The organism is Amycolatopsis sp. NPDC049253, assembly GCF_040678995.1.
Lineage (GTDB): Bacteria > Actinomycetota > Actinomycetes > Mycobacteriales > Pseudonocardiaceae > Amycolatopsis.
Map to the genome: position 1 here is coordinate 53,738 of NZ_JBFAQX010000002.1, position 21,549 is coordinate 75,286.

Here is a 21,549-nt window from a genome sequence, read left to right on the forward strand (position 1 = left end):
CCATGGCCACTCTCGTTCTCGTCCACGGTTCCTGGCACGACGGCCCGCTCTGGGAGCCGGTCGCAAAGCACCTGCGCGACCGCGGCCACGAAGTGCACACCCCGACCGTCGCGGGCCACGGCAACGGCGTGCCCAAGAACGTCGACCACGACGACTGCACGCAGTCGATCGTCGACGCCATCACCGCCGCCGACCTGCACGAAGTCGTCCTGCTCGGCCACAGCTTCGGCGGCACGGTGATCGCCCGCGTCGCCGAGGAGATCCCCGAGCGGCTCAAGCGGCTGATCTTCTGGAACGCCTTCGTCCCCGCACCGGGCAACAGCCTCGACGACGAACTCCCGCCGCACTACCGCGAGATGTTCGCGCAGACCGCCGCCGCCAGCGACGACAACTCGGTCGCGATGCCCTTCCCGCTGTGGCGCGAGGCGTTCATCCAGGACGCCGACGCCGAGCTCGCCGCGTCGACGCACCGGGAGCTGTCCACCGAGCCGTACCAGCCGTTCCTGGACAAGCTCGACCTCACGCGCTTCTACGCGAGCGACATCCCCAAGAGCTACATCAACGCCACCGAGGACACCGCCCTGCCGCCGGGCGAATGGGGCTGGCACCCGCGGATGTCGGGCCGGCTCGGGCTGTACCGCCTCGTGCAGCTGCGCGGCAGCCACGAGGTCATGTTCACCGCACCGGACCGGCTCGCCACCGCGATCGAGGAAGCCGCCCGCGACTGACGGGTCAGGCGCCGTAGGTCGCCTGCGTCACCGCGAACACGTTGCGGTTGCCCGCTCCTTCCTGGAGTGTCCACAGTAGATCCGCGTTCGTCGCGTCTTCCCAGTACGACAGGCTTTCACCGCTGGAGATCCATGTGTGCGTCGCCGGGCCGGTCGCCGGGGTCCAGTAGTAGAGCTTCTTCTGACCCGAGGAGTTGAACCACCAGCGGTTGTTGTGCGAGGCGACGCCGTTGAGGTTGTACCAGGGCAGCTGCAGGGCCTCGCTGGCCGTGGTCGTGGCGGCGAACGTCGTCGCGCCCGCGGCGAACGGGAACCGGATCGCGCGCGGCGCGCGGTTCGGGTACGCGGTGCAACCGGACTGGCAGGTGTACTCCGCCATCACGATCGACTTGCTCACGCGGTCGAGCGAGATCGACGACCACGCGAGGTTGGTGCCCGACGTGGTCTTCGACGTGATCGTGCCGACCTGCGGCAGCACATAGGCGTAGTTGTGGGCGTAGTACACGCTGCCGGTCTGGTGGCCGATCTGCCCGGCCGTGCCGCCGGTGTCGGTCTTGAGGATCTTGCGCATGTCGAACACGCGCATGCCGTGGCCGGTGTCGGCGACGTAGAGGTAGTCGCCGTACCAGGAAACGCCGCCGGCGTGGATCGGGATGTCCTTGAAGTCCGGCGCCGAGGCGGTGCCGGTCGGCTCGACGAGGAGGATCTTGCGGTACTTGTTCGGGTACGTCGCGTCCCAGTCGACGAGCGTGATGCGGCTGCGCGCCTGATCGCCGTCGCAGCCGTTCTTGGTGTACCAGCTCACGAGCACGAGCTGGTGGCCGTCGTAGTTGCCGCTGTCGGCGGTGCCCACGGCGTCGCGGCTGGTGGTGATGCCCTGCGGGTAGTTGGCGCAGTCGGAGTTGTCCGCGCTGTCGAAGCGGAACCCGTCGGCCAGCCCGGCGACCGACACTGACGACGGCAGCGCCGTGCGGTCGTGGTTCGCGTTGTCCATCACCGTGTGCACGGCCGCGGTGCCCAAGGTCGAGACCAGTGCGGCGTTCACGGCGTCGAACTGGTGGTAGTCCGCGCTCAGGGTGTATTGACTAGTGGGCAAGTCGGTGGGCGCCGTCGCGGCCAACGCCGGCGGCGACGCCACCACCGCTCCCCCGACGAGCACCGCCGCGGCCACAACCGCCCGCGACACAACCAGAACACGACGACGCACCGACATGAGACCCCCAGAAGTCGAAGCTACGCTCGCGGCCACGCTAGGGGTGGGCGCCGGGGTTCCGCAATACCCCTGATGCCGACCCCTGTCACGGCGAGTAAGGGGTACACCCGCCGGTCGCCCACTGTCCACTCGGTACTCATCTGCCGGCTGCCTCGGCAGGCGGACACCGCGCGGCTGCCATACTCGCTGCGGCGGCCGACCCGAATTACCCTGCACCAAATCACGGCACGCGGCTCAGAACTCACCCATCCGCCGCATCACGCAGACAAACTCCGCCGGCCCACACCAGATCCTCCACCGCGACGAACCCGCCACGCCCCACACACACCGGCAGCCAACCCCAGCCCACCCCACACCAATCCGCGCCCCGCGGCTCACAGCCCACCCGTCGGCCGCATCAACGCGAACAACCCCCGGCGGCCGCACAACGGGTCCTCCGCCGCGGTGACCCCGTTGCGGGCCAGCAAAGCCGCCTCCACGCCGGTGGCGGCGGCGTGCCCGAGCTGTGCCGCGGCGAGCGGGGTGTCCTTCACCGCGGCCAGGCCGGAGGCTTGCGTCGCGGCAATTCCGATGGTGTGGCGCAGGGCCGGGCCGCGCAGGTCGAGGACGCGGGCCGCGGCGGCGGCCGCGGCGACGGTGCCCGCCGTGGTTTCGAGGCACCAGCCCGCGCGGGTGTGGTCGGGGCCGAGGCCCTCGGCGACCGCGCGGGCGACCGCGTAGCCGGCGACGACGGCGTCGGCCGCGCCGTCCAGTGCGGCGACCGCGGCGACCACCGCGGCCCACTCGAGGTGCAGTTTCGCCGCGGCCGTCCCGAAAAGGCGGGCGCGCCCGGTCGATCGTCCGGCCGCGGGGCCCAGCGCCGCGCGCACCACGTCGGCCGGGGCGGCCGCCCGGACGAGAGCGAGCGCGATGGCGGCCTCCGGGGAGTCGGCCACCGGGACGTGGACGAGGGCCAGGATCTCCTCGGTCACGCGACCACCGCGTCCAGCAGCGGGCCGAGCCCGGGTGCGGTGGCGAGCCCGTCGACGGCCGCCGCCAGCTTGCGGGCCGCGCCGGCGCCCAGGACTGGTTCGACCAGGCGGTCGACCTTCCGGAACAGTTCCTCGTCGGTGAGCGGCCGGGCCGCACTGCCGCGCGCGTGCTCGACGTGGACCTCCACCGGATCCTCCCCTTCCCGTTCGACGCGCAGCGTCGCCGCGTCCCGCGGGCACTCGGCGTCCGGCACGAGGTTCGCCCGCTCGCGCAGCCGGGCCACGTCGGCGGCCGCCGCGCGCTCGTCGGAGAACTGGCGCAGCCCGGCCTCGCCGTCGAGCAGGCCGACAGCCGCCGCGTGCCGGGCGCTGAAGCGCGCCTGCAGGCCGTCGACGGGCTGGGCGCGGCCCATCAGCTCCGGAACCAGCGGGTGGCACCGGATCTCGACGGCCGTGATCGAGCGCGGCTGCCCGATCAGCTCGGACGCGGCGACGGCGGCGTCGATCACGGGGTGCGCCACGATGCCGCACGGGTAGGGCTTGAACGTGTTGCGCTCCAGCTCCCACGTGCCGGTCCACGCGCGCCGCAGCTCTTCGTAGCGGGGCTCGGCGAAGACCGGCAGCACACCGCCGGGGCCGAGCGGATCGTCGGGCGCGGGCAGGCCGGCCGCAGCCAGCCGCGCCGCGAACACCCCCGTGGCCGCGGCTTTCCCCGCGTGCAGCGGTTTGGTCATGGAGCCGAACGCCTCACGCTGGCCCAGCGTGCCGGTCGCGGCGATGCCGAGCGCGTCGCCGAGCCGCGGGGCGTCGAGGCCGAGCAGGTGGCCGGCGGCGACGGCCGCGCCGAACACGCCGCACGTGCCGGTGATGTGCCAGCCGCGGTCGTAGTGGCTGGGCGAAACGGCGACCCCGATCCGCAGCTGCGCCTCGCACCCGAGGGCGAACGCGGTGAGCGCCGTGGCGCCGTCGGGCGCGGTTTCGGGGGCGAGCGCCAGCACGGCGGCGAGCGCGGTGGCGCCGGGGTGGATCACGGTGTGCAGGTGGGTGTCGTCGAAGTCGTCGAGGTGCCCGGCCGTGCCGGTGACGATCGCGGCCCACTCGGGATCGAGCCGCTCACGGCGGCCGGGGACCGGGACGGCGCCGTCGGCCCCGAGGTCGGCCGCGGTGGCGAGCACCGCCTCGACCGCCGGCGTGCGGGCCGCGCCGATCGCCGCGCCGAGGACGTTGAGCAGACTGCGCCGCGCGGCCCGGGCCACCGCGTCGGGCAGCGGCGTTTCGGCCGCCTTCCGCACGTGTGCGCAGAAGAGCCGGGTCGAGTCGGAAGCCATCCGAAGATCATTTCAACGCCGCCCGGCACGAACAACGACAACCGCACGCCGGTCCGTTGCGAAAATCGCAACGGTCAGCCGCTCCCCCCGCGCGACCGCGTGGCTCGTGAGCGCCCGCACCCTCGGCGACACGGCCGATTTTTTACGGTGCGCCAGGAAAATCGTGCGGCGGCACCCCTCATCGGCGATCGGGATCCCCACGACAATCGGGTGGTGATCGGCCATCCGGCCCGGCACCACGGAAACGCCGGGCCCGGCGCCGACCATCGCCGCCGCCGGTGTCCCCGGCATCATCAAGCCGGACATGGTGGCCCCGGCGCGGCCGTGCGTGCCGTCGGCGCGTCCCACGTCGACGGCAAGCTCACGGGCGACGTGGACCCGGGCGTCGCGGAGATCGCGGGCTGGCTCCCGCCGAGCCCCGGCGGCGTCGGCCCCATGACCCGCGCGATGCTCCTGTCGAACGCGCCCTCCACCGTCACGCGCGGCACGAACCCGGCACGGGCGCACGCGCCGGTCAAGTGCGGCTGCTCGCGCCGGGCGCCATGGCGACGAACGAGCGGCCCTTCGCTCCGCGCCGGTGCACCGTTTCGTGCCTGGTCCGCGGATCTCCAGCCGGAACGGCGAGCAGCAAGGGTTCCGTGAACAGCGGCGGCACCACCGCGTCGGGTCAGCCGGGGCGACGCACCACGTCGGCGTCACCGCGCAGCAGGTGGGTGATCGCGCCCGCCGCGGAGCTCTGGCGGCAGCGAAACCGCAGGCCGGAGTGGCGGTCGAGGAGACCGGCCGGCACCTCCGGCACGAAGCCGAGCCTGAGGGAGAACGTCTGCGCGATCCGCACCACTTGGCGCGGATCACCCGACGCGGCGCGCGTGGTGCCGATCGCGCCGGCCCGTGTGCGGCGCCGAACTCGCCTCGCGGGCGAGCACCCGCCCCGCGGCCCGCACCCGGACGCGGCGCCCGCGCCACTCGACGGGATCGACCCCGTGCTTGCGCTCCAGCGCGCGCACGCTGCGCTGCATTGTCGTCGCGTTGCCGCCGAGCTCCTCCGCCCCGCGCACGAAGTGCTCGTTCCGGGCGAACGCCGGGAAAACCTCGAAGTCGCGAAAGGACACTTCGCCGTTCACCACCGTCGTTCTCCTCGTCGCCCGGCGGCGCGGCTAGCCGGCCGCGCCGGGCGGCCACGAGCGTTGCCTCACCGCTCGCGGGGCTTGTACCGATCGGTCGGTACGGTTATAGTTCCGCGGAACATCCCAGGTCACGGGCCTGAGGATCGCCGGCCCGGGTCCGTCCGCCGCTGGTCCCCCGGACCGGTGGCGGCACCACCGGCGCGCCGTTCGCGTGCCGTCTCCCCCGATGACGTTGGAGGTAGTTGTGGTTGTCGAGCAGCAGCAGGCGGCGCGGGTCAGACCCGCGCGCGTGGCGTTCGCGAGTTTCGTCGGCACCGCCATCGAGTGGTACGACTTCTTCCTCTTCGGCTCGGCGGCGACGCTCGTCTTCAACGCCCAGTTCTTCCCCACCCTCAACCCGCTCGCCGGCACCCTGGCGGCCTTCGCGACGTTCGGGGTCGCCTTCGTGGCGCGCCCGCTCGGCGGCATCGTGTTCGGCCACTTCGGCGACCGGATCGGCCGCAAGCGGATGCTGTTCCTGTCCCTGTTGCTGATGGGCGGCGGCACGGTCGCGATCGGGCTGCTGCCGACGTACGGCCAGATCGGTGTCGCGGCGCCGGTCCTGCTGGTGCTCGTGCGGCTGCTGCAGGGCTTCGCCGTCGGCGGCGAGTGGGGCGGCGCGGTGCTGATGGCCGTCGAGCACGCCCCGCCGCACCGGCGCGCGTTCTACGGCAGCTGGCCGCAGGCCGGGGTTCCCGCGGGTCTCGTGCTTTCGGCGTCGGCGTTCCTGGCGGTGCAGCAGCTGCCGAAGGACCAGCTGCTGAGCTGGGGCTGGCGCCTGCCGTTCCTGGCCAGCGCGGTACTCATCCTCGTCGGGCTGTACGTGCGTTCGCGGCTCGAGGAGTCCCCGGAGTTCGTGCGCGCGGACGTGCCCACGTTCCCGTTGAAGGACACGCTGCGACGGTCACTGCGCGCCGTGCTCGTCGGCGTTTTCGCACAGGCGGGCACGAACATCCCGTTCTACATCGCGAGCGTTTTCGTGCTGTCGTACGGCCCGAACGAAGCCGGGGTGTCGCGCGGGACGGTGCTGACGTGCCTCATCGTGGCTTCGCTGGTGGACATCGCGGCCGTGCCCCTGGTCGCCATCCTCGCCGACCGCATCGGCCGCCGGAAGGTCCTCCTCGGCGGCGCGGTGTACTCGGCGGCCGTGGCGTTCCCCTTCTTCCGGCTCCTCGACACGGGCGCACCGGCCGCGGTGCTGCTCGCGATGTTCCTGCTCGCGACCCTCGGCCACGCCACCACCTACAGCGCCATGGCGGGCTTCCTCGCCGAGCTTTTCGGCGCGGCACACCGCTACACGGGCGTTTCGGTCGCGTACCAGGTCGGCGGCCTGATCACGAGCGGCCCGGCACCGTTCATCGCGGCCGCGTTGTTCGCGGGGTTCGGCGGGTCGTGGGTGATCGCGCTGTACATCATGGTGGCGTGCGCGATCACGTTCACCGCGCTGCTGCTGGCTCCCCGCCGGAGCTGACCGCGCGCAGGACGACGTCGCGGGTGTGGTGAGTGCCCTCCGGCCCCGGCCTGGTCCGGGGCCGGGACTCGTGGGCCAGGATCGTCCACTCGTCACCGAGAACCTCCGCGATCTCGTCGGGCCGGTAATAGCCGGCGTAGTCCACGCCCTCGTCGCCGGGATCGTGCCCGGCGACGAGCAGCGTGCCCCCGGGCGCGACCGACGCGAGCAACCGGTGCAGCACCTCGTACCCCGGCCGGCGCGGCAACGGGAAGTACTGCGCCGACACCAGATCGAACACCCCGGCCGGCCACCCGGCAGTGCTCAGATCGGCGCGCGTCCACGCCACCCGCCCGGCCACGTCCGCCGCCTGTGCGGCCGCCGCGCCCCGCCGCAACGCCGTCTCCGCGACGTCCATCGCCGTCACCCGCCACCCCCGGCGCGCCAGCCACACCGCGTCGGCCCCCTCCCCGCACCCGACGTCCAGCGCCTCCCCCGGCGGCAGTCCCGCGGCCTCCGCCACGAGCACCCCGTTGGGCTCCCCGCTGAACACCTGCTCGCGAGCGCGGTACATCTCGTCCCAGGACTGCGTGTCCATGTGCCTCGCCTTCGCCGGTCCGCCGGACCCCACCGTGCCTCGGGGGCGGCTTAGCCGGCAAGGGTTGTTGCCGATGTGGCAAGCCCGGCTCAGCGACCGAACAGTGACGTCACCAGGGTTTCCGCGATCTCCCGCAGTTCGTCCGGCTCGTAGCGCACCCGTTCCATCACCGCGAGACCGCGGGTGGTGCTGACGACGAGCCGGGCGGCGGCGTGGAGGTCCACGGGGGGCTCGACGCCGTCGTCCAGAGTGGACAGTTTGGTGTACACCAGGGTTTCCAGCTCGTCCAGCAGGGCGCGCACGGCGGACTCCGCGCGGGGCGACTCCGTGGCCGCTTCGATGGCGGTGCGGGTGGAGAGGCAGCCGTGGGCCGGGGTGCCGGCGGTGAAGGTCCGGACGCAGTAGTCGAAGAACGACAGGAGGGCCGCGCGTTTCGTCGGCCGGTCCAGTGCCGCGGAGGCGCCGGCGAGGAAGCCGGCCGTGTATTCGCCGAAGGCGCGCAGGAAGATCTCCTCCTTGCCGCCGTAGGCGTTGTACAGGGAGCCACGCTGGACGCCGGTGCCGGTGGCCAGGTCGAGCATCGACGTGGCGCGGAAGCCGCGGTCGGTGAAGACGTCGAGGGCGCGGGAGAGAGCCTCGCGCTCGTCGAACTGGCGTACGCCCGCCATGGAACCCCTTTCCCCTACCCGCCGGCCAGCCTAGTCGGCTCCGGAACGTCGAAAACGCCGTGCCGCGTGAGCAGCCCGGCCAGCCACCCCAGCGCAGCGGCCAGCAGGATCGGCGGCAGCAGGTCGAGCCCGCTCAGCTCGACCGCGAGCACGACGGCCGTCGCCGGAGCCCTCGACGCCGCGGCCAGGCACGCGGCCATTCCCGCCGCCGCGCCGCCCGCGATGGGCAGCGCCGAGCCCACCGTCGCACCGACGAACAACGCCGGCCCGATCGTCCCGACCACCCCGCCCGCCCCGACGGTCACCCCCGTCGCGACGATCTTGACCACCGCCAGCACCAGCAGAACACCGAGTCCGCCCACCGCGGCCCCGGGCTGCCCGACGCCGGCGGCACCGGGCACCGCGAGCACGAGCAACCCGACGGCCACTCCGCCGGCAACAGCGCGGACCCAGCCCGAACAGGCCCAGTCCACGACCTCCCGAACCCGGCCGGAGACCATCCGCGTCGAACCGGCCACCACCCGGCTCTCGGCCCGCCGCGCGCCGGCCACACCGCGAACCCACCCGGACCAGGCCCCGCCGGCGTACAACGCCCACGCCAGCACCACACCGAACAACCCCGCCACCACACCGCCGAACGGAGACCCGCCGGCCACGACATCCGGCAGCCGCAGCGGCTCGCCCGGCAGGGCCCAGCCCGTCAGCGCGCCCGCGGCCGAGCCGATCGCCACCGCGACGAGCTCCACCCCGCCGAGACCCTCGACGAGCACCTCCGCCACGAGCACCACGCCCGCCAGCGGCGCCCCGAACGAAGCGGCCACCCCGCCCGCGACGGCGGCCGCCGCGACCGGGCGTACCGAAGCGGGAGGCAGGCGCACGGTACGGGCCAGCGCGGAGCCCAGCGCCGCCGAGATGTGGACGACCGGGCCTTCCGCGCCACCCGAACCGCCGGAACCGAGCATCACGCCGGACGCCAGCGCCTTGGCGCCCGCGACCCGGCCGCGTGGGGGCGAGCCCGCGAACGCCTGGCGCACCTGCGGAATCCCGCCGCCACCGGCGTCCGGCACGAAGCGCACCACCGCCACGCACAGCAGCGCCCCCGCGACCAGCGCGAGCACGACGACGGCGGGCGGCGCACCGGCCACCAGCGACCGGAGCGCGCCCACCGTCTGTCCGAACGCGACAGCCGCGACGCCGGCGACCACGCCCGCCAGCGCGGCCGCGAGGAGCAGCGGGCCCGAGCGCACGCGTCAGGCCGCGTTCAGGCGCTGGTGCAGCTCGTACGAAGCCCGCTCGACGTGGTTGTGCACCAGCTTGCCGTCCTGGACCTCCCACACGGCGGTGCCGCTGAAGGAGATCGGGCGGCCGTCCGGTTCGGACCCGAGCACGCCGTTGTTGCGCCCGTGCACGTTCCACCGCGAGGCGACGCGGCTGCCGTCGTGGTTCTGGAACGTTTCGACGATCTCCAGCTCCAGGTCGTGCACCTGCTCGAGGAACGCGCCGATCCACGCCTTGAAGTTCTCGCGGCCCTCGATGCGCACGCCCGCGTTCGTGATCACGAAGTCCTCGACCACGAAATCGTCGGCCGCGGCCGGGTTGTGCGCGTTCCAGACCTCGTTCCAGAACGATTCGACCAGCTCTGCCGAGTTCGGCACGGTGACCTCCCGAGTCATGTTTGACATTGCTGTCAAAGATAGCTGTGGGACGGTCGCACCGGTCCTGTTTGCGAGCAGCACCACACCACCGTGGCTAAGGGATGTCTCGTAACTGATCTTGTGGTTGGTGGGACTGTTGTTGCGGTCAGTCTGTGAGGAAGATGTTGTGCAGGTGCGCGATGCCGGACACGGTGTCGTTGAGTGTGCTGGCGGCGCGGCGATAGTCGCGCAAGATCTTCCAGCACTTCATCCGCGCCAGCGCGTGTTCGACGCGGGCACGGATCTTGCGGTGGCCGGCGTTGAGGTTTTCCTGCCAGTCCGGCAGATCGCTGCCGTCACGGGGTTTGCGGTAGGGCATGATCACGGCCGGGTTGCCTTGGTAGCCGCCGTCGGCCATCACCGGGCGCCCCGCCAGCTCCTGCTCGATTCCGCAGGCGCGGTAGACGGTGCAGTCGCCTGCGTTGCCGGGATGCGCGTCGCCAGTGGCGATCACCAGCCGGGTGTCGGCGTCGATCGCGACCTGCACGAACGCCCGAGTACCGGTAGTTCTTCGACGGTGCCGCCAGCCGGTGATCCCGCGTGGGCACCAGGGTGCCGTCCACGATCGCGACCGAGTCGATCCGCCGCCTGCGGACCGGGGCCAGCGCCAGCAACGGTCCGATCGTGTCGCTTCCCCCGGTGCGCCGCGGAATGCGACACTCCGAACAGCGGCCCGATCTGGCGCATCGTCAGGTTCGTCCGCCAAGACGTCGCCACCAGCAGCACACGATCAGCCAGGTCAAGCCGCCACTGACGCCCCGGCCGGCCATCGGCGATCTCATCACCACCACACTTCGCCACGACGCTCACCAGCTTGCGGACCTGACCCGGTTCCAACCCCGTGAACGGGGCAATCCACTCCGACCGCGACGCCGAGATCACCTGCACCACACCATGATCAACTACCCCGCAGACCAACACCCCACCGGGTTACGAGACATCCCTTAGCCGGCGAACGCGTCGTCGAACCGGTAGCCGTCCAGCAGCTCGCGCGCGGCCACCAGGTACTGGATCGTGGGCGTGCCCTCCTCCAGCCAGTTGAGGCGCGCGTCGCGGTACAACCGTTCGATCGGGTACTTGCGCGTGTAACCGATGCCGCCGTGCACCAGCAGGGCCCGGTCGGTGACGCGCCCGACGGCCTCCAGCCCGAACTGCTTCAGCAGCGACGACTCGGCCGGGATCCGCCGGCCGGCGTCCCACTTGGCCGCGGCGTCGGCCAGCATGCCGCGCAGCGCGTACACGTCGGCCGCCATCTCCGCGAGGTAGCGCTGGATCGCCTGCCGCGACGCGATCGGCTTGCCGAACGTCACCCGTTCCTGCGAGTACTTCACCGAAAGCTCGAGCGCACGTGTCGCCGTGCCGAGCGAAGACGCCGCGATGAACACCCGGCTGACCTCCAGGGCCCGCTCGAGGTGCCGGCCACCCTCACCCTCGGCACCCACGAGCGCCGACGCGGGCACCCGCACGTCGGTGAACGTCAGCTCGCCGTGCTCGGCCCCCTTGCAGCCCATCGTCTCCGGCAGCGGCGCGATGGTGAACCCCGGCGCGTCCCGCGGCACGATCAGCGCGGAAACGTCCACTTCGGACGTCTTCGCGAAGACCAGGAAGTGCGACGCGAGGTCCGAGTTGGTGATGAGCCACTTGCGCCCGTTCAGCACGTATTCGTCACCTTCGCGACGCGCCACAGTGGACAGATCGGCGCCGGTACCGTTGCCGGGTTCGGTGAGCGCGAACGCCAGGGACTTCTCCCCCATCGCCGCGCCGGGCAGGATCTCGTTCTTCTGCGCGGCGTTCCCGATCTCCGACAGAGCATGGGCGAACGAGTTGTGGACGTGCACGATCGCCCGGATCCCGCCCTGGATCTTGGCGAACTCGGCGAGGATCGGCAGGTACTGCGCGATCGACAGGCCGGAGCCGCCGTACTCGCGCGGCACGATCAGCCCGAACGCGCCGCACGCGCGCAGCGCCGGCAGCACCACGTCGTAGGGGATCTTCTCGGTGTCCTCGATCCGGTGCTCCAGCGGGTCGAGCTCGTCCCAGATCGTGGCGAAGACGGCGTCGCGCAGCTTGCGGTAGTCGTCGGCGGGCAGGCCAGTGCTCATCGGTTCCTCCTTGGTTTCACAGCGTCCAGCCGCCGTCGGCGGCGAGTACCGCGCCCGTGCAGAACGTGGCGTCCTCGGCGAGGAACACCGCGGCGCGGGCGATCTCCTCGACGGTGCCGAACCGCCCGAGCACGGTGGCGTCGGCGATCTTCTGCCGCGCCCCGGCGGGGATCGCGGCGGTCATGTCGGTCTCGACGAACCCGGGCGCCAGCACGTTCACCCGCACCCCTTGCGGCGCGAGCTCTTTCGCGAGCGACCGGGCGAAGCCCACCGCCGCGGCCTTCACGCTCGCGTACGCGGTGTCGCCGGGGAAGCCGACCGTTCCGACGGCGGACCCGACGAGCACGACGCTGGGCTTCACACCCTCGGCCAGCCACGGGATCGCCGCGCGCACCAGCGCGGCCGTGCTGCGCAGGTTCGCCTCGATCACGCGCCACCAGTCGCCGGGGTCGACGCGGGCGAGCTTGCCGCCCTGCCACACCGCGGCGTTGAGCACGAGCGAGTCGAGCCGGCCCCAATGCCGGGCGACCTGCGCGACGAGAGCTTCGGCCGTGTCGGGCGCGGCGAGGTCGAACGCCACCGGCAGCACCCGCCCGGGCGCGTCCGCGGCCAGCTTCCCGACGCGGTCCCCGCCGGAGCGGTACGTGCCGGCGACCCGCAGCCCCCGGTCGAGCAGGTGCCGAGCGATGCCCTCGCCGATCCCTCGCGAAGCGCCGGTGACCAGCGCGACCCTGACGTCTTCTGCGTTCATGAAATGATTGTACCGATCGGTCTGTACGGATAATTGTGACGAAGGTCAGAGCCGCTCGACGATCGTGGCGTTGGCCATACCGCCCCATTCGCACATCGTCTGCAGCCCGAACCGGGCGCCGCGGTGTTCGAGCGCGCCGACGAGCGTGGCCAGGATCCGGGCGCCGCTCGCGCCGAGCGGGTGGCCGAGCGCGATCGCTCCCCCGTGGACGTTGAGCCGCTCGGGCTCCACCTTGATCTCGCGCTGCCAGGCCAGCGGCACCGGTGCGAACGCCTCGTTGACCTCGAACAGGTCGATGTCGTCGGCGGTCAGCCCGGCCCGCGCGAGCACGGCGTGCGTGGCGGGCACGACACCCATGAGCATGAGGATCGGGTCGTCGCCGACCACGGCCGTCGTGTGGATCCGGGCCCGCGGCGACAGCCCCAGCGCCGCGGCCTTCGCCGCACTCATCAGCAGGACGCCGGCCGCACCGTCGGACAGCGGCGACGAGTTGCCCGGCGTGATCTTCCAGCCGAGCTCGGGAAAGCGGCTCGCGGCGGCTTCGGCCACGAAAGACGGCCGGAGACCGGCGAGACCGTCCACTGTGGTCGACGGGCGGACGGTCTCGTCGACCGTGAGCTCCGGGGCCTCGGCGACCGTGACCAGGTCGGCCGCGAAGCGCGGCTGTGACTCGGCCGCCCGCCGGTGGGATTCCGCGGAGAAGGCGTCGAGCTCGGCGCGGCTCAGCCCCCACCGCGCGCAGATCAGCTCGGCGGAGATCCCCTGGCCGACAAGCCCGCCGGGGAACCGCTCGGCCACGCGCGCGCCGAGGTGGTCGGCGCCCTGGGTGTCGGAGTGCATGGGCACGCGTGACATCGACTCCACCCCGCAGGCGATCACGACGTCGGCCGCGCCGGCCTGGATCGCGTGCGCGGCGAAGTGCACGGCCTGCTGGCTCGAGCCGCACTGCCGGTCGACCGTCGTCGCGGGCACCGACTGAGGGAACCCGGCGGCGAGCACGGCGCTGCGGGCCGGGTTCACGGCCTGCTCCCCCGTCTTGGTCACGCAGCCGCCGATCACGTCGTCGACGAGCGCGGGGTCCAGGTCGTTGCGCGCGACGAGGCCGGCGAGGACGTCGGCCAGCAGGTGCACGGGGTGGACGTGCGAGAGCGCGCCACCCGGCTTCCCCTTGCCGACGGGGGTGCGCAGCACGTCGACGACCACCGCGTCGCGTGATGAAGTCATGGGTCCTCCCGGTCTCCGGCGCTGGAATTACCGAGGACGATACCTGTATGGACCGGTCGGTACAAGGATTTTGGCACACGACGGCCCGCGACCGGAATTCGAGCGGGAAACGCGAGCCGACGGCAGCCCGGGCACGCCAGGGATCAGGCGCGAATGCCCTCGATCAGCGCATCGAGGAACAGGTCGGCGACCTCGTCGGGCGTCAGCTCGCCGCCGGGCTCGTACCAGAGGTAGGTGTAGTTGAGCATGCCGAGGATGCCCTTCACGAGCAGGCGCGGGGTCTGGCGCAGCACCTTGGCGCGTACGCCGTTGTCCAGCGCCTGGCGCCAGTAGCCCTCGTAGCGCTCGCGCGCGGTGATCACGTGGTCGCGCCACTCACCGGTCAGCGCCGTGTACTCGCGGAAGAACACGGCCCACTCCGCGCGGTGCTCGGCGATGTTGCGCAGCAGCCCGCGAGCCATGCGCCGCACCAGCTCCTCGGCGTCCAGGTCCTCGTCGAGCAGCTGCTCGGCGTAGGCGTTCATGGAGTCGACCTGCTCTTTGCTGATCGCGTAGAGCACGGCCTCCTTGCTGCCGATGTAGTGGTACAGCGCACCCCGCCCGAGGCCGGCGGCCGTGCCGAGCTCGGCGATCCCGGTGCCGTGGTAGCCGTTGCGCGCGAACAGCTCGGCCGCGATGCCGATCACGCGCGCCCGGTTCGCCTCGAATCCCGTCACCGTCATCTCGCCGACGCCCGCCTTCACCGCTCGTGGACCGAACGTTCCAAGGATATCCGCCGGGGACCCCGCCCCGGCTCGAGGGCGAGGTCCCCGCACGTCGAACGGCCGGGCGGCCGGAGCCTCACTTCTTCTGCCGACGGCTCCCGCCGTGCCAGTCTTCCTGCTTGCCGGCTTCGCCCGCGCTGACGCCGAACGCCGGCAGCTGCGGCCGCTCGCGCAGGCTGCGCTTGAGCTCGGCGAAACCCGGGAAGCGCGACAGCGCCACGACGTGGTCCCACAGCTCGACCGCTTCCTCGTCGCCGGGCAGCCGGCTGATCACCGGGCCGAACAACGCGGTTCCGCGCGGCGGCTCGAAGTGCAGGATCGGCGTGCCGACGTCCTTGCCCGTCAAGGTCAGGGCCACGTCGGTCTCCGCCTGGATCACGGCGTCCCAGGTGTCGTCCTCGAGCGCGTCGGCGTACTCGTGCGGGAGGCCGCAGGCGTCGAGCGCCGTGGTCGCGAGGTCACGCACGCCGCGGTACACCGCCGCGGCCGTGCCACCGGGGACGGCGTCCTGCTCGAACGTCTCCTGCCCCAGCTTCTCGTAGAACGCGCCGATCGGCTCGGGTCCGTGGTCCCGGCGGATCCGAGCGGCCACGCGCAGCAGCTTCAGGCCCGACGTGTGCGACTCCTCGTACTCCGGCGGGAAGTGCGCCGAGTAGTCGATGTGCGAATTCAGCAGGCGCAACGAGATGAACCGCCACTCGACGTCGTACTGCTTGAGCCGCGCGACGGTGCGCACCCACTTGCTCGTCATCCAGGCGAAGGGGCAGACGGGGTCGAAGTAGAAGTGCAGATCAGGCTCGCTCATGAGGTGAGCGTACCCAACGACCCTTGTTTATACCGATCGGTACAAGCATAATCGCCAACCAGGAGAAGTGCTCAGACCGATCGGTCCAACGGCCGGTTCGGCGAAGGAGGTTGGGCGACGATGCTCGACGGGACAGCCACGGCAGCCCCCGGCGAAGACGGCCTGGTGCGCCGGCCGGTCTGCGCGCGGGTCACGATCGCGGAGCTCCACGAGCGGGCCTACCGCCAGTTCGGTTCGCGCATCGCCGTACGCGACGGCGACACCGCGCTCACCTACCGCGAGCTCGGCGACCGGGTACACCGCGTCGTCGGCGGGCTCACCGCGCTGGGTTTGCGCCGGGGTGACCGTGGCGTGCTGCTGGTGGCGAACGGGCTCGAGTTCTTCGAATCCGAACACGCGCTGTTCGCGAGCGGGCTCGTGCGCACCGCGCTGAGCACTCGCCTGCACGTGCGCGAAGTCGTCCACATCCTCAACGACTGTGCCGCGGCGGTGGTGTTCGCCGACGCCGCGTGGGCCGAGCAGCTGGCCGGGATCCGCGCGGAGCTCCCCCACCTCCGATTCGTCGTCACGGTCGCCGGCGGCCCGGGCGACACGACGCTGGACGAGCTGCGCGCGGCCGAACCCGCGCGACCGGTGCAGCCCGACGCCGGCGACCCCGCCGCGATCCTCTACACGAGCGGCACGACCGGCCTGCCCAAGGGCGCCACGCTCAGCCACGCCGCCTGGGCGGCCATGGTGCGCAACGAACTCCTCGAACTGCCCCCGGCAGCCGACGACGACCTCGTGCTGCACGTCGCGCCGCTGAGCCACCTGAGCGGATACGTGGCGCCGGCGTACTTCGTGCGCGGCGCCACCCACCTCACGTGCGCCAAGTTCGACCCCGCGGTGGTGCTGGACCTGATCGAATCCCACCGCGTGACGATCCTCCCGATGGTGCCGACGATGCTGAACCTGCTCGTCCTCGCCGCGGAGCAGCGGTCCGGCGACCGCTCGTCGCTGCACACCGTGGTGTACGCCGGTTCGCCGATCGCCCCCGACCGGCTCGCCCGCGCCCGCGCGGTGTTCGGCGACGTGTTCGTGCAGTTCTACGGGCTGAGCGAGCTGCCGATCCCGATCGCGTGCCTTTCGGCGCGCGACCACGCGTTCGACCCGGGGGCCGGCATCCCGGCGCGGCTGGCGTCGGCGGGCCGGGTCAGCCCGTTCGTGGAGGTCAAGCTCGTCGACGACACCGGCGCCGAGGTCGGGCCCGGTGAGATCGGCGAGATCACCGTGCGCGGCGATCAGACGATGATGGGCTATTGGCACCTGCCCGACGCGACGGCCGCGATCCTCGGACCGGACGGCTGGGCCGGCACCGGCGACCTCGGCCGGTTCGACGACGAGGGATACCTGTACCTGGTCGACCGCAAGAAGGACATGGTCGTCACCGGCGGGTTCAACGTCTACCCGACGGAGATCGAGAACGTCGTGTCGACGGTCGCGGGGGTCGCGGAGGTCGCCGTGGTCGGCGTGCCCGACGAGACGTGGGGCGAGGCGCTGAAGGCGATCGTGGTGGTGCGCGGCGGGTTCACCGTGACGGCCGACGAGGTGATCGCCGTGTGCGCGGAACACCTGGCCGGTTACAAGAAGCCGCGCTCGGTCGAGTTCGTCGACGAGCTGCCCAAGACCGGTTCGGGCAAGATCATGCGGCGCCGCCTGCGAGACCGGTACTGGGCGGGCAGCGACCGCAAGGTCGGCGGCTGACCACAGTGGACGGCGGGCCGGGGCCACGCCGTCCACACAAGACAATCCACGGCGGTAGGCCGGTGCCCGTCGGGGCACCGGCCTACCGCGTACGGCTCGGCTCAGGCGGTCTGCCAGCCCTTGCGCAGCCCTTCCCGGTCGACGCGAACGCCTTCGAGGTACACGTCGGCGATGCGGCGGGTCGCCGTGATGTCCCGCAGCGGGTCCTCGTCCAGGACGACGAAGTCCGCCCGCTTGCCCACCGTGAGCGCACCGCGGTCGGCCAGCCCCAGCAGCTCGGCCGACACCTCCGTGGCCAGCCGCAGCGCCGCCAGCGGCGACAACCCGGCCGCCACGAGGGCCTCCAGCTCACGGTGCTCGGCGAAGCCGATGATCTGCGCGAGCAGGCCCGTGTCGGCGGAGAACACCAGCCGCACTCCCGCGTCCGCCAGCGCCACGAGCGTTTTCTCCATGCCGCGGTAGGCCTCGCCGGTGTCGAACAGCGGTTCCGGCGCCTTCTCGCGGATCGTCGCGCGCAGGCTCGCCACCGCGTCGCGCGGGAGGATGTCCGCGAACGCGGGCTCGGCCAGCCAGTCCTCGCCCGGCGGGCGCTGGATGGCCATCGAGGTGAACACCGCGACGTTGTGGTCCTTCAGCAGCGTGATGAGCTCGTCGTCGGTTCCGGTGCGCGGCAGGTGCGCGATGATGTCCGCGCCCGCGCGGACGACGGCCTTCGCCTCGTCGAGCGTGTAGATGTGCGCGGCGACCGTGAGGCCGTGGGCGTGCGCCTCGTCGATCACGGCCTCGTAGATGTCCGGGCCGAGCTTCTCCTTGGTGCCGTGGCGGCTGTCGAGCCAGAACTTCACGGCGTCGACCCGCTTCGCGGCCAGCCCGCGCACGAACGCGCGTACCTCGTCGGGACCGGTCGCCTCGTACACGGCGTCGGCGGCGAAGAACGGCCCGCCGTTGGTGTCACCCGGCGTCGGCGCGACGATCCCGGCACCGGCCGTGAACAGCTGCGCGACGTCACGCTCGCCGAGCGTGCCGGCCCGTTGGTCGTCGCGGACGGCGAGCTCGGTGTCGTCGCGGTCGGTGCCGAGCGACTGGAACGTGCTGACGCCGTAGTACGCCAGCCGGTGCAGGTGGTCGACGACGTTGGCGCGCGAGTAGAAGCTCGCGTCCGACGTGGTGCCGCGCATGTACCCGATGTGGCCGTGGGGGTTGACGATCGCGGGGATCACCGTCTTGCCCCGCAGGGAAACCACGGTGCCTTCCGCCACGAGGTCCGCCGCCGCGGCGACCTGCCGGATCACGCCGTCGCGAACGACCAGCGCCGCGTCGTCGAGCACCTGCTCGCCGGTGATCAGGCGCGCTCCCGTGTAGACGGTCTCGTCGCTCACGCCGGCGCCGCCTGTCCGCTCGCGTACCGCGCACTGCGCTTTTCGTACTCGTCGTAACCCATGGCGGCCTCGAACGCGTGCTGCTCGGTGACGAGGTGCTTCACCGCGGCCACGTCTTCGCCTTCCCGCAGCGCGTCGAGCACCGCCGTGACGTTCTTCGACGCGGCCCCGATCACCGTGTACCACAGCAGAACCACGTCGGCACCGGCCTCGCCGTACTGCGCGATCGTGCTCGACGGCTCGTCCGAGCCCGGCACGTCGAGCAGGTCCCCGGGCACCATGACCGGCACCGGGATCCGGTCTCGCACGCGCGCGAGGTCGGTCGCCGGGACGGCGGGCGCGAACACCAGGTCCGCACCGGCCGCGGCGTAGGCCTCGAGCCGGCGGACGCAATCTTCGAGGTCGTGCTCGACCCACGCCGCGTCGGAGCGGGCGATCACGAGGAAGTCGGGGTCGGTGCGGGCGTCGACCGCCGCGCGCACCTTGTTCGCCATCTGCTCCACCGAAAGCAGCCCGGCGGGCATCGACGTGTGCTTGCCACCCAGGTTGTCCTCGATGTGCACGCCGGCAACCCCCGCGTCTTCGAAGACCTTCACGGCGCGCCAGACGTTCGGGGCGTCGTAGAAGCCGTTCTCCGCGTCGGCGAGCACGGGGATGCCCACGGCGTCGACGACGCGGCGCGCCTGCTCGGCGATCTCGTTCAGCGTCAGGAGACCGACGTCCGGCAGCCCGAAGCCCGACGCGGCGGCGGCGAAACTGCCCAGGTAGGTCGCGGGGTACCCGGCCTTTTCGACCAGGCGGGCACTGAACGCGTCGTACGCTCCGGGCAGCACCAGCGGCCCGGTTCCGGCGAGGAGGGCTTTGAACGCTTTCCTGCGCTCGTGCGGTGTGTTCGGCATCGGGCTTCCTTCTCCTCAGACGAGGAAATCGCGGTAGCGGCGCAACCGCTTGCGGGCGGTTTTCATGTTGTGGCGCTTGAGCTCCTCGGCCCGGCCGGCGTCACCGCGCACGAGGGCTTCGATGATGTCGCGGTGCTCGGCGAGGCTCTCCTCCATCCGGCCCGGGGTCATCAGGATCCGGCGCCGCAGCAGGTGCGCCTGGTCCTGGATGCCGGCGAGGGTCTCGGCGAGGAAATCCTGGTCCGCCAAGCGGATCACGGTGTCGCGGTAGGTGTCGATGGCCGCGAGGAACGTCTCGAGATCACCGCTCGCGGCGGCGTCGTCGAGCCGGCCCGGCGCGAAGAGCTCTTGTAGCGCCGTCCAGTCCCGCGGCTCGCCGTGCTGTGCCGCGAGCCGCGCGGCGAGACCTTCGAGCACTTCCAGGACGTCGTAGATCTCTTCCAGCCGGTCGAAGTCGACCTTCGCCACGACCGTGCCGACGTTGGGGATCCGCTCCACCAGCTTGCGCGACTCGAGTGCCAGCAAGGCCGACCGGACGGCGTTGCGGGTGGTGCCGAGCTCGGCGGCCAGCTTAACCTCCGGCAGCCGGCTGCCCGGCGTGAAGTCCCCGCGCAACAGCCGCTCCCGCAGGTGCAGCTCGACCTCTTCGCTCTTCATGGCCGTCCCTTCGTGCTGCCACCCAGGGTACGAACGTGTCGCCTGGATTGTCAACAATGCGAGCGACACAATTGTCGCGTGTCTCTGGTCACGCTCGTTAGGGTGAGGTCGTGACGATCTTGGTGCGCAAGTCCGGACCCGCCGATCGCCCGGCGATCCTCGCGCTGCTCGACGGCGCCCGCGGGCTCGACCTGCCCCCGGCGGAACGCGCGGCGCAGGGCTTCGTGCAGGGCAGCTTCGACGCCGGCAAGCTCGCCCGGTTCGAGACCACCACCGGCGTCTACCTCGCCGTCGACGACGGCGAACCGGCCGGGGTCGCGCTGACGTCACCGGCGGAGTCGGCCGTCGACGGCCCGCCCGGGCGCACCGTCGAGGTCGCACGCGCCGCGGGCCTGGCCGAGGGGGTGTTCCTCTACGGCCCCGTCACGGTCGCGCCGGCCCACCGCGGCCAGGGCGTGGTGCGGCTGCTGCTCGCCGCCGTGGCCGAGCACCTCGCCGACCGCACCGCGGGCGTGCTGTTCGTCGAGCGCGCCAACGAGAAGTCGCTGGCCGTCCACACGCACCTCGGCATGAACCACATCGGCGACTTCACGCACGCGGGCCGCGAGTACGCGGTCTTCTCGTTCACTCCGGCGCAGTTCCGCGCCTGACGCGCTCGCGCAGCCACTGCTCGAACTCGGCGGCGACAATGCGCTCGTCGTGCACCCCGGCCGCCTCGGGCGAGGCCAGCCACACGATGGGCGGCCCCATCACCTCCGGCTCCAGGAAGCGGTGGCCGGTGGGCGCGTCCGGCAGCATCCCGGTGACGGTCGCGCCGCCGGGCAGCAGCAGGTTCACCGTGACGCCGGTGCCACGCAGGTCCGCCGCCATCACCCGCGACAGCGACTCGCTGCCCGCGCGCGACGGGCCGTAGGGCACGAACCCGGCCCGCCGCATGGTCGCCTCGCTCACCGCGATGTTCACGATCCGGCCGCCACCCGCGGCCAGCATCCGCGGCGTGACCTCGCGCGCCACGAGGAAGTAGCCCGTCAGATTCGTCTCCACCACCTGGCGGAACCCCTCGACCGGGACTTCCCAGAACCCACGCGGCTCGGTCATGAACCGCGGGTTGACCGTGCACATGCCGAGCCCGGCGTTGTTCACCAGCAGGTCGATCCCGCCGAGCCGGGCCCACGCCTCCTCGACCGCACGCGCCACCGACGTCTCGTCGCGCACGTCCAGCTCGACCCCGAACGCCCCGGGCAGCCCGGCGGCGACCTCGCGCGCCCGCTCCCCCGACCGTCCACTCACCGCGACGCGCGCCCCGGCCGCGGCGAGCGCGGTCGCCATGGCCAGGCCGAGGCCGCCGGTCGCACCCGTCACGAGCACCTTCGTCTCCATCGCCCCGACGCTAGGAGCTGGTGCGCGCT

General features: G+C 72.1%; 22 protein-coding genes and 2 pseudogenes. 5 read left to right on the forward strand and 19 right to left on the reverse strand.

Annotation, left to right across the window (positions count from 1 at the left end):
* The first annotated feature begins 2 nt into the window (after positions 1-2).
* Entirely contained in the window at positions 3-728 is a 726-nt protein-coding gene (locus tag AB0K15_RS04490) for an alpha/beta fold hydrolase (RefSeq protein WP_364045504.1), read from the forward strand.
* Between the two features lie 4 nt (positions 729-732).
* Here the strand turns inward: AB0K15_RS04490 and AB0K15_RS04495 are convergent, their stop codons facing one another.
* From AB0K15_RS04495 to AB0K15_RS04505, 3 genes are all read right to left on the reverse strand, one after another.
* On the reverse strand, positions 733-1,914 hold the full coding sequence (locus AB0K15_RS04495) for a hypothetical protein (protein ID WP_364045505.1): 1,182 nt from the start codon (positions 1,912-1,914) through the stop codon (positions 733-735).
* Between the two features lie 401 nt (positions 1,915-2,315).
* Positions 2,316-2,912 carry an MmgE/PrpD family protein gene (locus tag AB0K15_RS04500; RefSeq protein ID WP_364045507.1) on the reverse strand — a complete coding sequence of 199 codons (597 nt, stop codon included), beginning with the start codon at positions 2,910-2,912 and terminating at the stop codon, positions 2,316-2,318.
* Positions 2,909-4,240 carry an MmgE/PrpD family protein gene (locus AB0K15_RS04505; RefSeq protein ID WP_364045508.1) on the reverse strand — a complete coding sequence of 444 codons (1,332 nt, stop codon included), beginning with the start codon at positions 4,238-4,240 and terminating at the stop codon, positions 2,909-2,911. The genes AB0K15_RS04500 and AB0K15_RS04505 overlap by 4 nt, the downstream gene beginning before the upstream one ends.
* A 265-nt stretch (positions 4,241-4,505) precedes the next feature.
* Here AB0K15_RS04505 and AB0K15_RS04510 point away from each other — a divergent pair.
* Positions 4,506-4,702, forward strand: a pseudogene (locus AB0K15_RS04510) (bifunctional methylenetetrahydrofolate dehydrogenase/methenyltetrahydrofolate cyclohydrolase); the annotation flags it as partial.
* 205 nt (positions 4,703-4,907) lie between these two features.
* Here the strand turns inward: AB0K15_RS04510 and AB0K15_RS04515 are convergent.
* Positions 4,908-5,081 carry a hypothetical protein gene (locus tag AB0K15_RS04515; protein WP_364045509.1) on the reverse strand — a complete coding sequence of 58 codons (174 nt, stop codon included), beginning with the start codon at positions 5,079-5,081 and terminating at the stop codon, positions 4,908-4,910.
* Between the two features lie 10 nt (positions 5,082-5,091).
* Positions 5,092-5,367, reverse strand: coding sequence for a LysR family transcriptional regulator (locus tag AB0K15_RS04520; RefSeq protein ID WP_364045511.1), 276 nt, complete (start codon positions 5,365-5,367; stop codon positions 5,092-5,094).
* Positions 5,368-5,593: 226 nt separating this feature from the next.
* Between AB0K15_RS04520 and AB0K15_RS04525 the strand changes: the two genes are divergently transcribed.
* Entirely contained in the window at positions 5,594-6,877 is a 1,284-nt protein-coding gene (locus AB0K15_RS04525) for an MFS transporter (RefSeq protein ID WP_364045512.1), read from the forward strand.
* Here AB0K15_RS04525 and AB0K15_RS04530 read toward each other — a convergent pair.
* The 10 genes and pseudogenes from AB0K15_RS04530 to AB0K15_RS04575 all read right to left on the reverse strand — a co-directional run bounded on the left by AB0K15_RS04530 (position 6,843) and on the right by AB0K15_RS04575 (position 15,462).
* Positions 6,843-7,454, reverse strand: a complete 612-nt coding sequence (locus tag AB0K15_RS04530; protein WP_364045514.1) for a class I SAM-dependent methyltransferase — start codon at positions 7,452-7,454, stop codon at positions 6,843-6,845. The genes AB0K15_RS04525 and AB0K15_RS04530 overlap by 35 nt on opposite strands.
* Positions 7,455-7,543: 89 nt before the next feature.
* On the reverse strand, positions 7,544-8,122 hold the full coding sequence (locus tag AB0K15_RS04535) for a TetR/AcrR family transcriptional regulator (protein WP_364045516.1): 579 nt from the start codon (positions 8,120-8,122) through the stop codon (positions 7,544-7,546).
* 14 nt (positions 8,123-8,136) lie between these two features.
* Positions 8,137-9,369 (reverse strand): chloride channel protein, encoded by a 1,233-nt coding sequence (locus AB0K15_RS04540; RefSeq protein ID WP_364045518.1) that lies wholly within the window; start codon positions 9,367-9,369, stop codon positions 8,137-8,139.
* A gap of 3 nt (positions 9,370-9,372) precedes the next feature.
* Positions 9,373-9,804 carry a nuclear transport factor 2 family protein gene (locus AB0K15_RS04545; RefSeq protein ID WP_364045519.1) on the reverse strand — a complete coding sequence of 144 codons (432 nt, stop codon included), beginning with the start codon at positions 9,802-9,804 and terminating at the stop codon, positions 9,373-9,375.
* A 118-nt stretch (positions 9,805-9,922) separates the two neighbouring features.
* Positions 9,923-10,704 (reverse strand): annotated as a pseudogene (locus AB0K15_RS04550) (transposase family protein).
* A 56-nt stretch (positions 10,705-10,760) separates the two neighbouring features.
* Positions 10,761-11,918, reverse strand: coding sequence for an acyl-CoA dehydrogenase family protein (locus tag AB0K15_RS04555; protein ID WP_364045521.1), 1,158 nt, complete (start codon positions 11,916-11,918; stop codon positions 10,761-10,763).
* Positions 11,919-11,934: 16 nt separating this feature from the next.
* Positions 11,935-12,669 (reverse strand): SDR family oxidoreductase, encoded by a 735-nt coding sequence (locus tag AB0K15_RS04560; protein ID WP_364045523.1) that lies wholly within the window; start codon positions 12,667-12,669, stop codon positions 11,935-11,937.
* 45 nt (positions 12,670-12,714) lie between these two features.
* The gene (locus tag AB0K15_RS04565; protein WP_364045525.1) at positions 12,715-13,893 is read right to left on the reverse strand and encodes a thiolase family protein; all 1,179 of its coding nucleotides are present in this window, start codon (positions 13,891-13,893) and stop codon (positions 12,715-12,717) included.
* Positions 13,894-14,036: 143 nt separating this feature from the next.
* Positions 14,037-14,615 (reverse strand): TetR/AcrR family transcriptional regulator, encoded by a 579-nt coding sequence (locus AB0K15_RS04570; RefSeq protein WP_364045527.1) that lies wholly within the window; start codon positions 14,613-14,615, stop codon positions 14,037-14,039.
* Between the two features lie 118 nt (positions 14,616-14,733).
* Complete coding sequence (locus tag AB0K15_RS04575) at positions 14,734-15,462, reverse strand: DsbA family protein (protein WP_364045529.1); 729 nt, start codon at positions 15,460-15,462, stop codon at positions 14,734-14,736.
* Positions 15,463-15,582: 120 nt separating this feature from the next.
* On the opposite strand from AB0K15_RS04575, the gene AB0K15_RS04580 reads away from it, so the two are divergent.
* Entirely contained in the window at positions 15,583-17,205 is a 1,623-nt protein-coding gene (locus AB0K15_RS04580; RefSeq protein WP_364045531.1) for an AMP-binding protein, read from the forward strand.
* Positions 17,206-17,306: 101 nt separating this feature from the next.
* Here AB0K15_RS04580 and AB0K15_RS04585 read toward each other — a convergent pair whose 3' ends face one another.
* Genes AB0K15_RS04585 through AB0K15_RS04595 form a run of 3 tightly spaced genes read right to left on the reverse strand, consistent with a single transcriptional unit; the run spans position 17,307 to position 20,140 of the window.
* Positions 17,307-18,584 (reverse strand): amidohydrolase family protein, encoded by a 1,278-nt coding sequence (locus AB0K15_RS04585; RefSeq protein WP_364045533.1) that lies wholly within the window; start codon positions 18,582-18,584, stop codon positions 17,307-17,309.
* Positions 18,581-19,483, reverse strand: coding sequence for an isocitrate lyase/PEP mutase family protein (locus AB0K15_RS04590; protein WP_364045535.1), 903 nt, complete (start codon positions 19,481-19,483; stop codon positions 18,581-18,583). The genes AB0K15_RS04585 and AB0K15_RS04590 overlap by 4 nt, the downstream gene beginning before the upstream one ends.
* Positions 19,484-19,498: 15 nt before the next feature.
* Positions 19,499-20,140 (reverse strand): GntR family transcriptional regulator, encoded by a 642-nt coding sequence (locus AB0K15_RS04595; RefSeq protein WP_364045537.1) that lies wholly within the window; start codon positions 20,138-20,140, stop codon positions 19,499-19,501.
* A 110-nt stretch (positions 20,141-20,250) separates the two neighbouring features.
* On the opposite strand from AB0K15_RS04595, the gene AB0K15_RS04600 reads away from it, so the two are divergent.
* A complete protein-coding gene (locus tag AB0K15_RS04600) occupies positions 20,251-20,790 on the forward strand; it encodes a GNAT family N-acetyltransferase (RefSeq protein ID WP_364045539.1) in 540 nt (179 codons plus the stop codon).
* On the opposite strand, the gene AB0K15_RS04605 is transcribed toward AB0K15_RS04600, so the two are convergent.
* Positions 20,765-21,520 carry an SDR family oxidoreductase gene (locus AB0K15_RS04605; protein ID WP_364045541.1) on the reverse strand — a complete coding sequence of 252 codons (756 nt, stop codon included), beginning with the start codon at positions 21,518-21,520 and terminating at the stop codon, positions 20,765-20,767. The two genes, AB0K15_RS04600 and AB0K15_RS04605, sit on opposite strands and share 26 nt — an antisense overlap.
* Between the last annotated feature and the right edge of the window lie 29 nt (positions 21,521-21,549).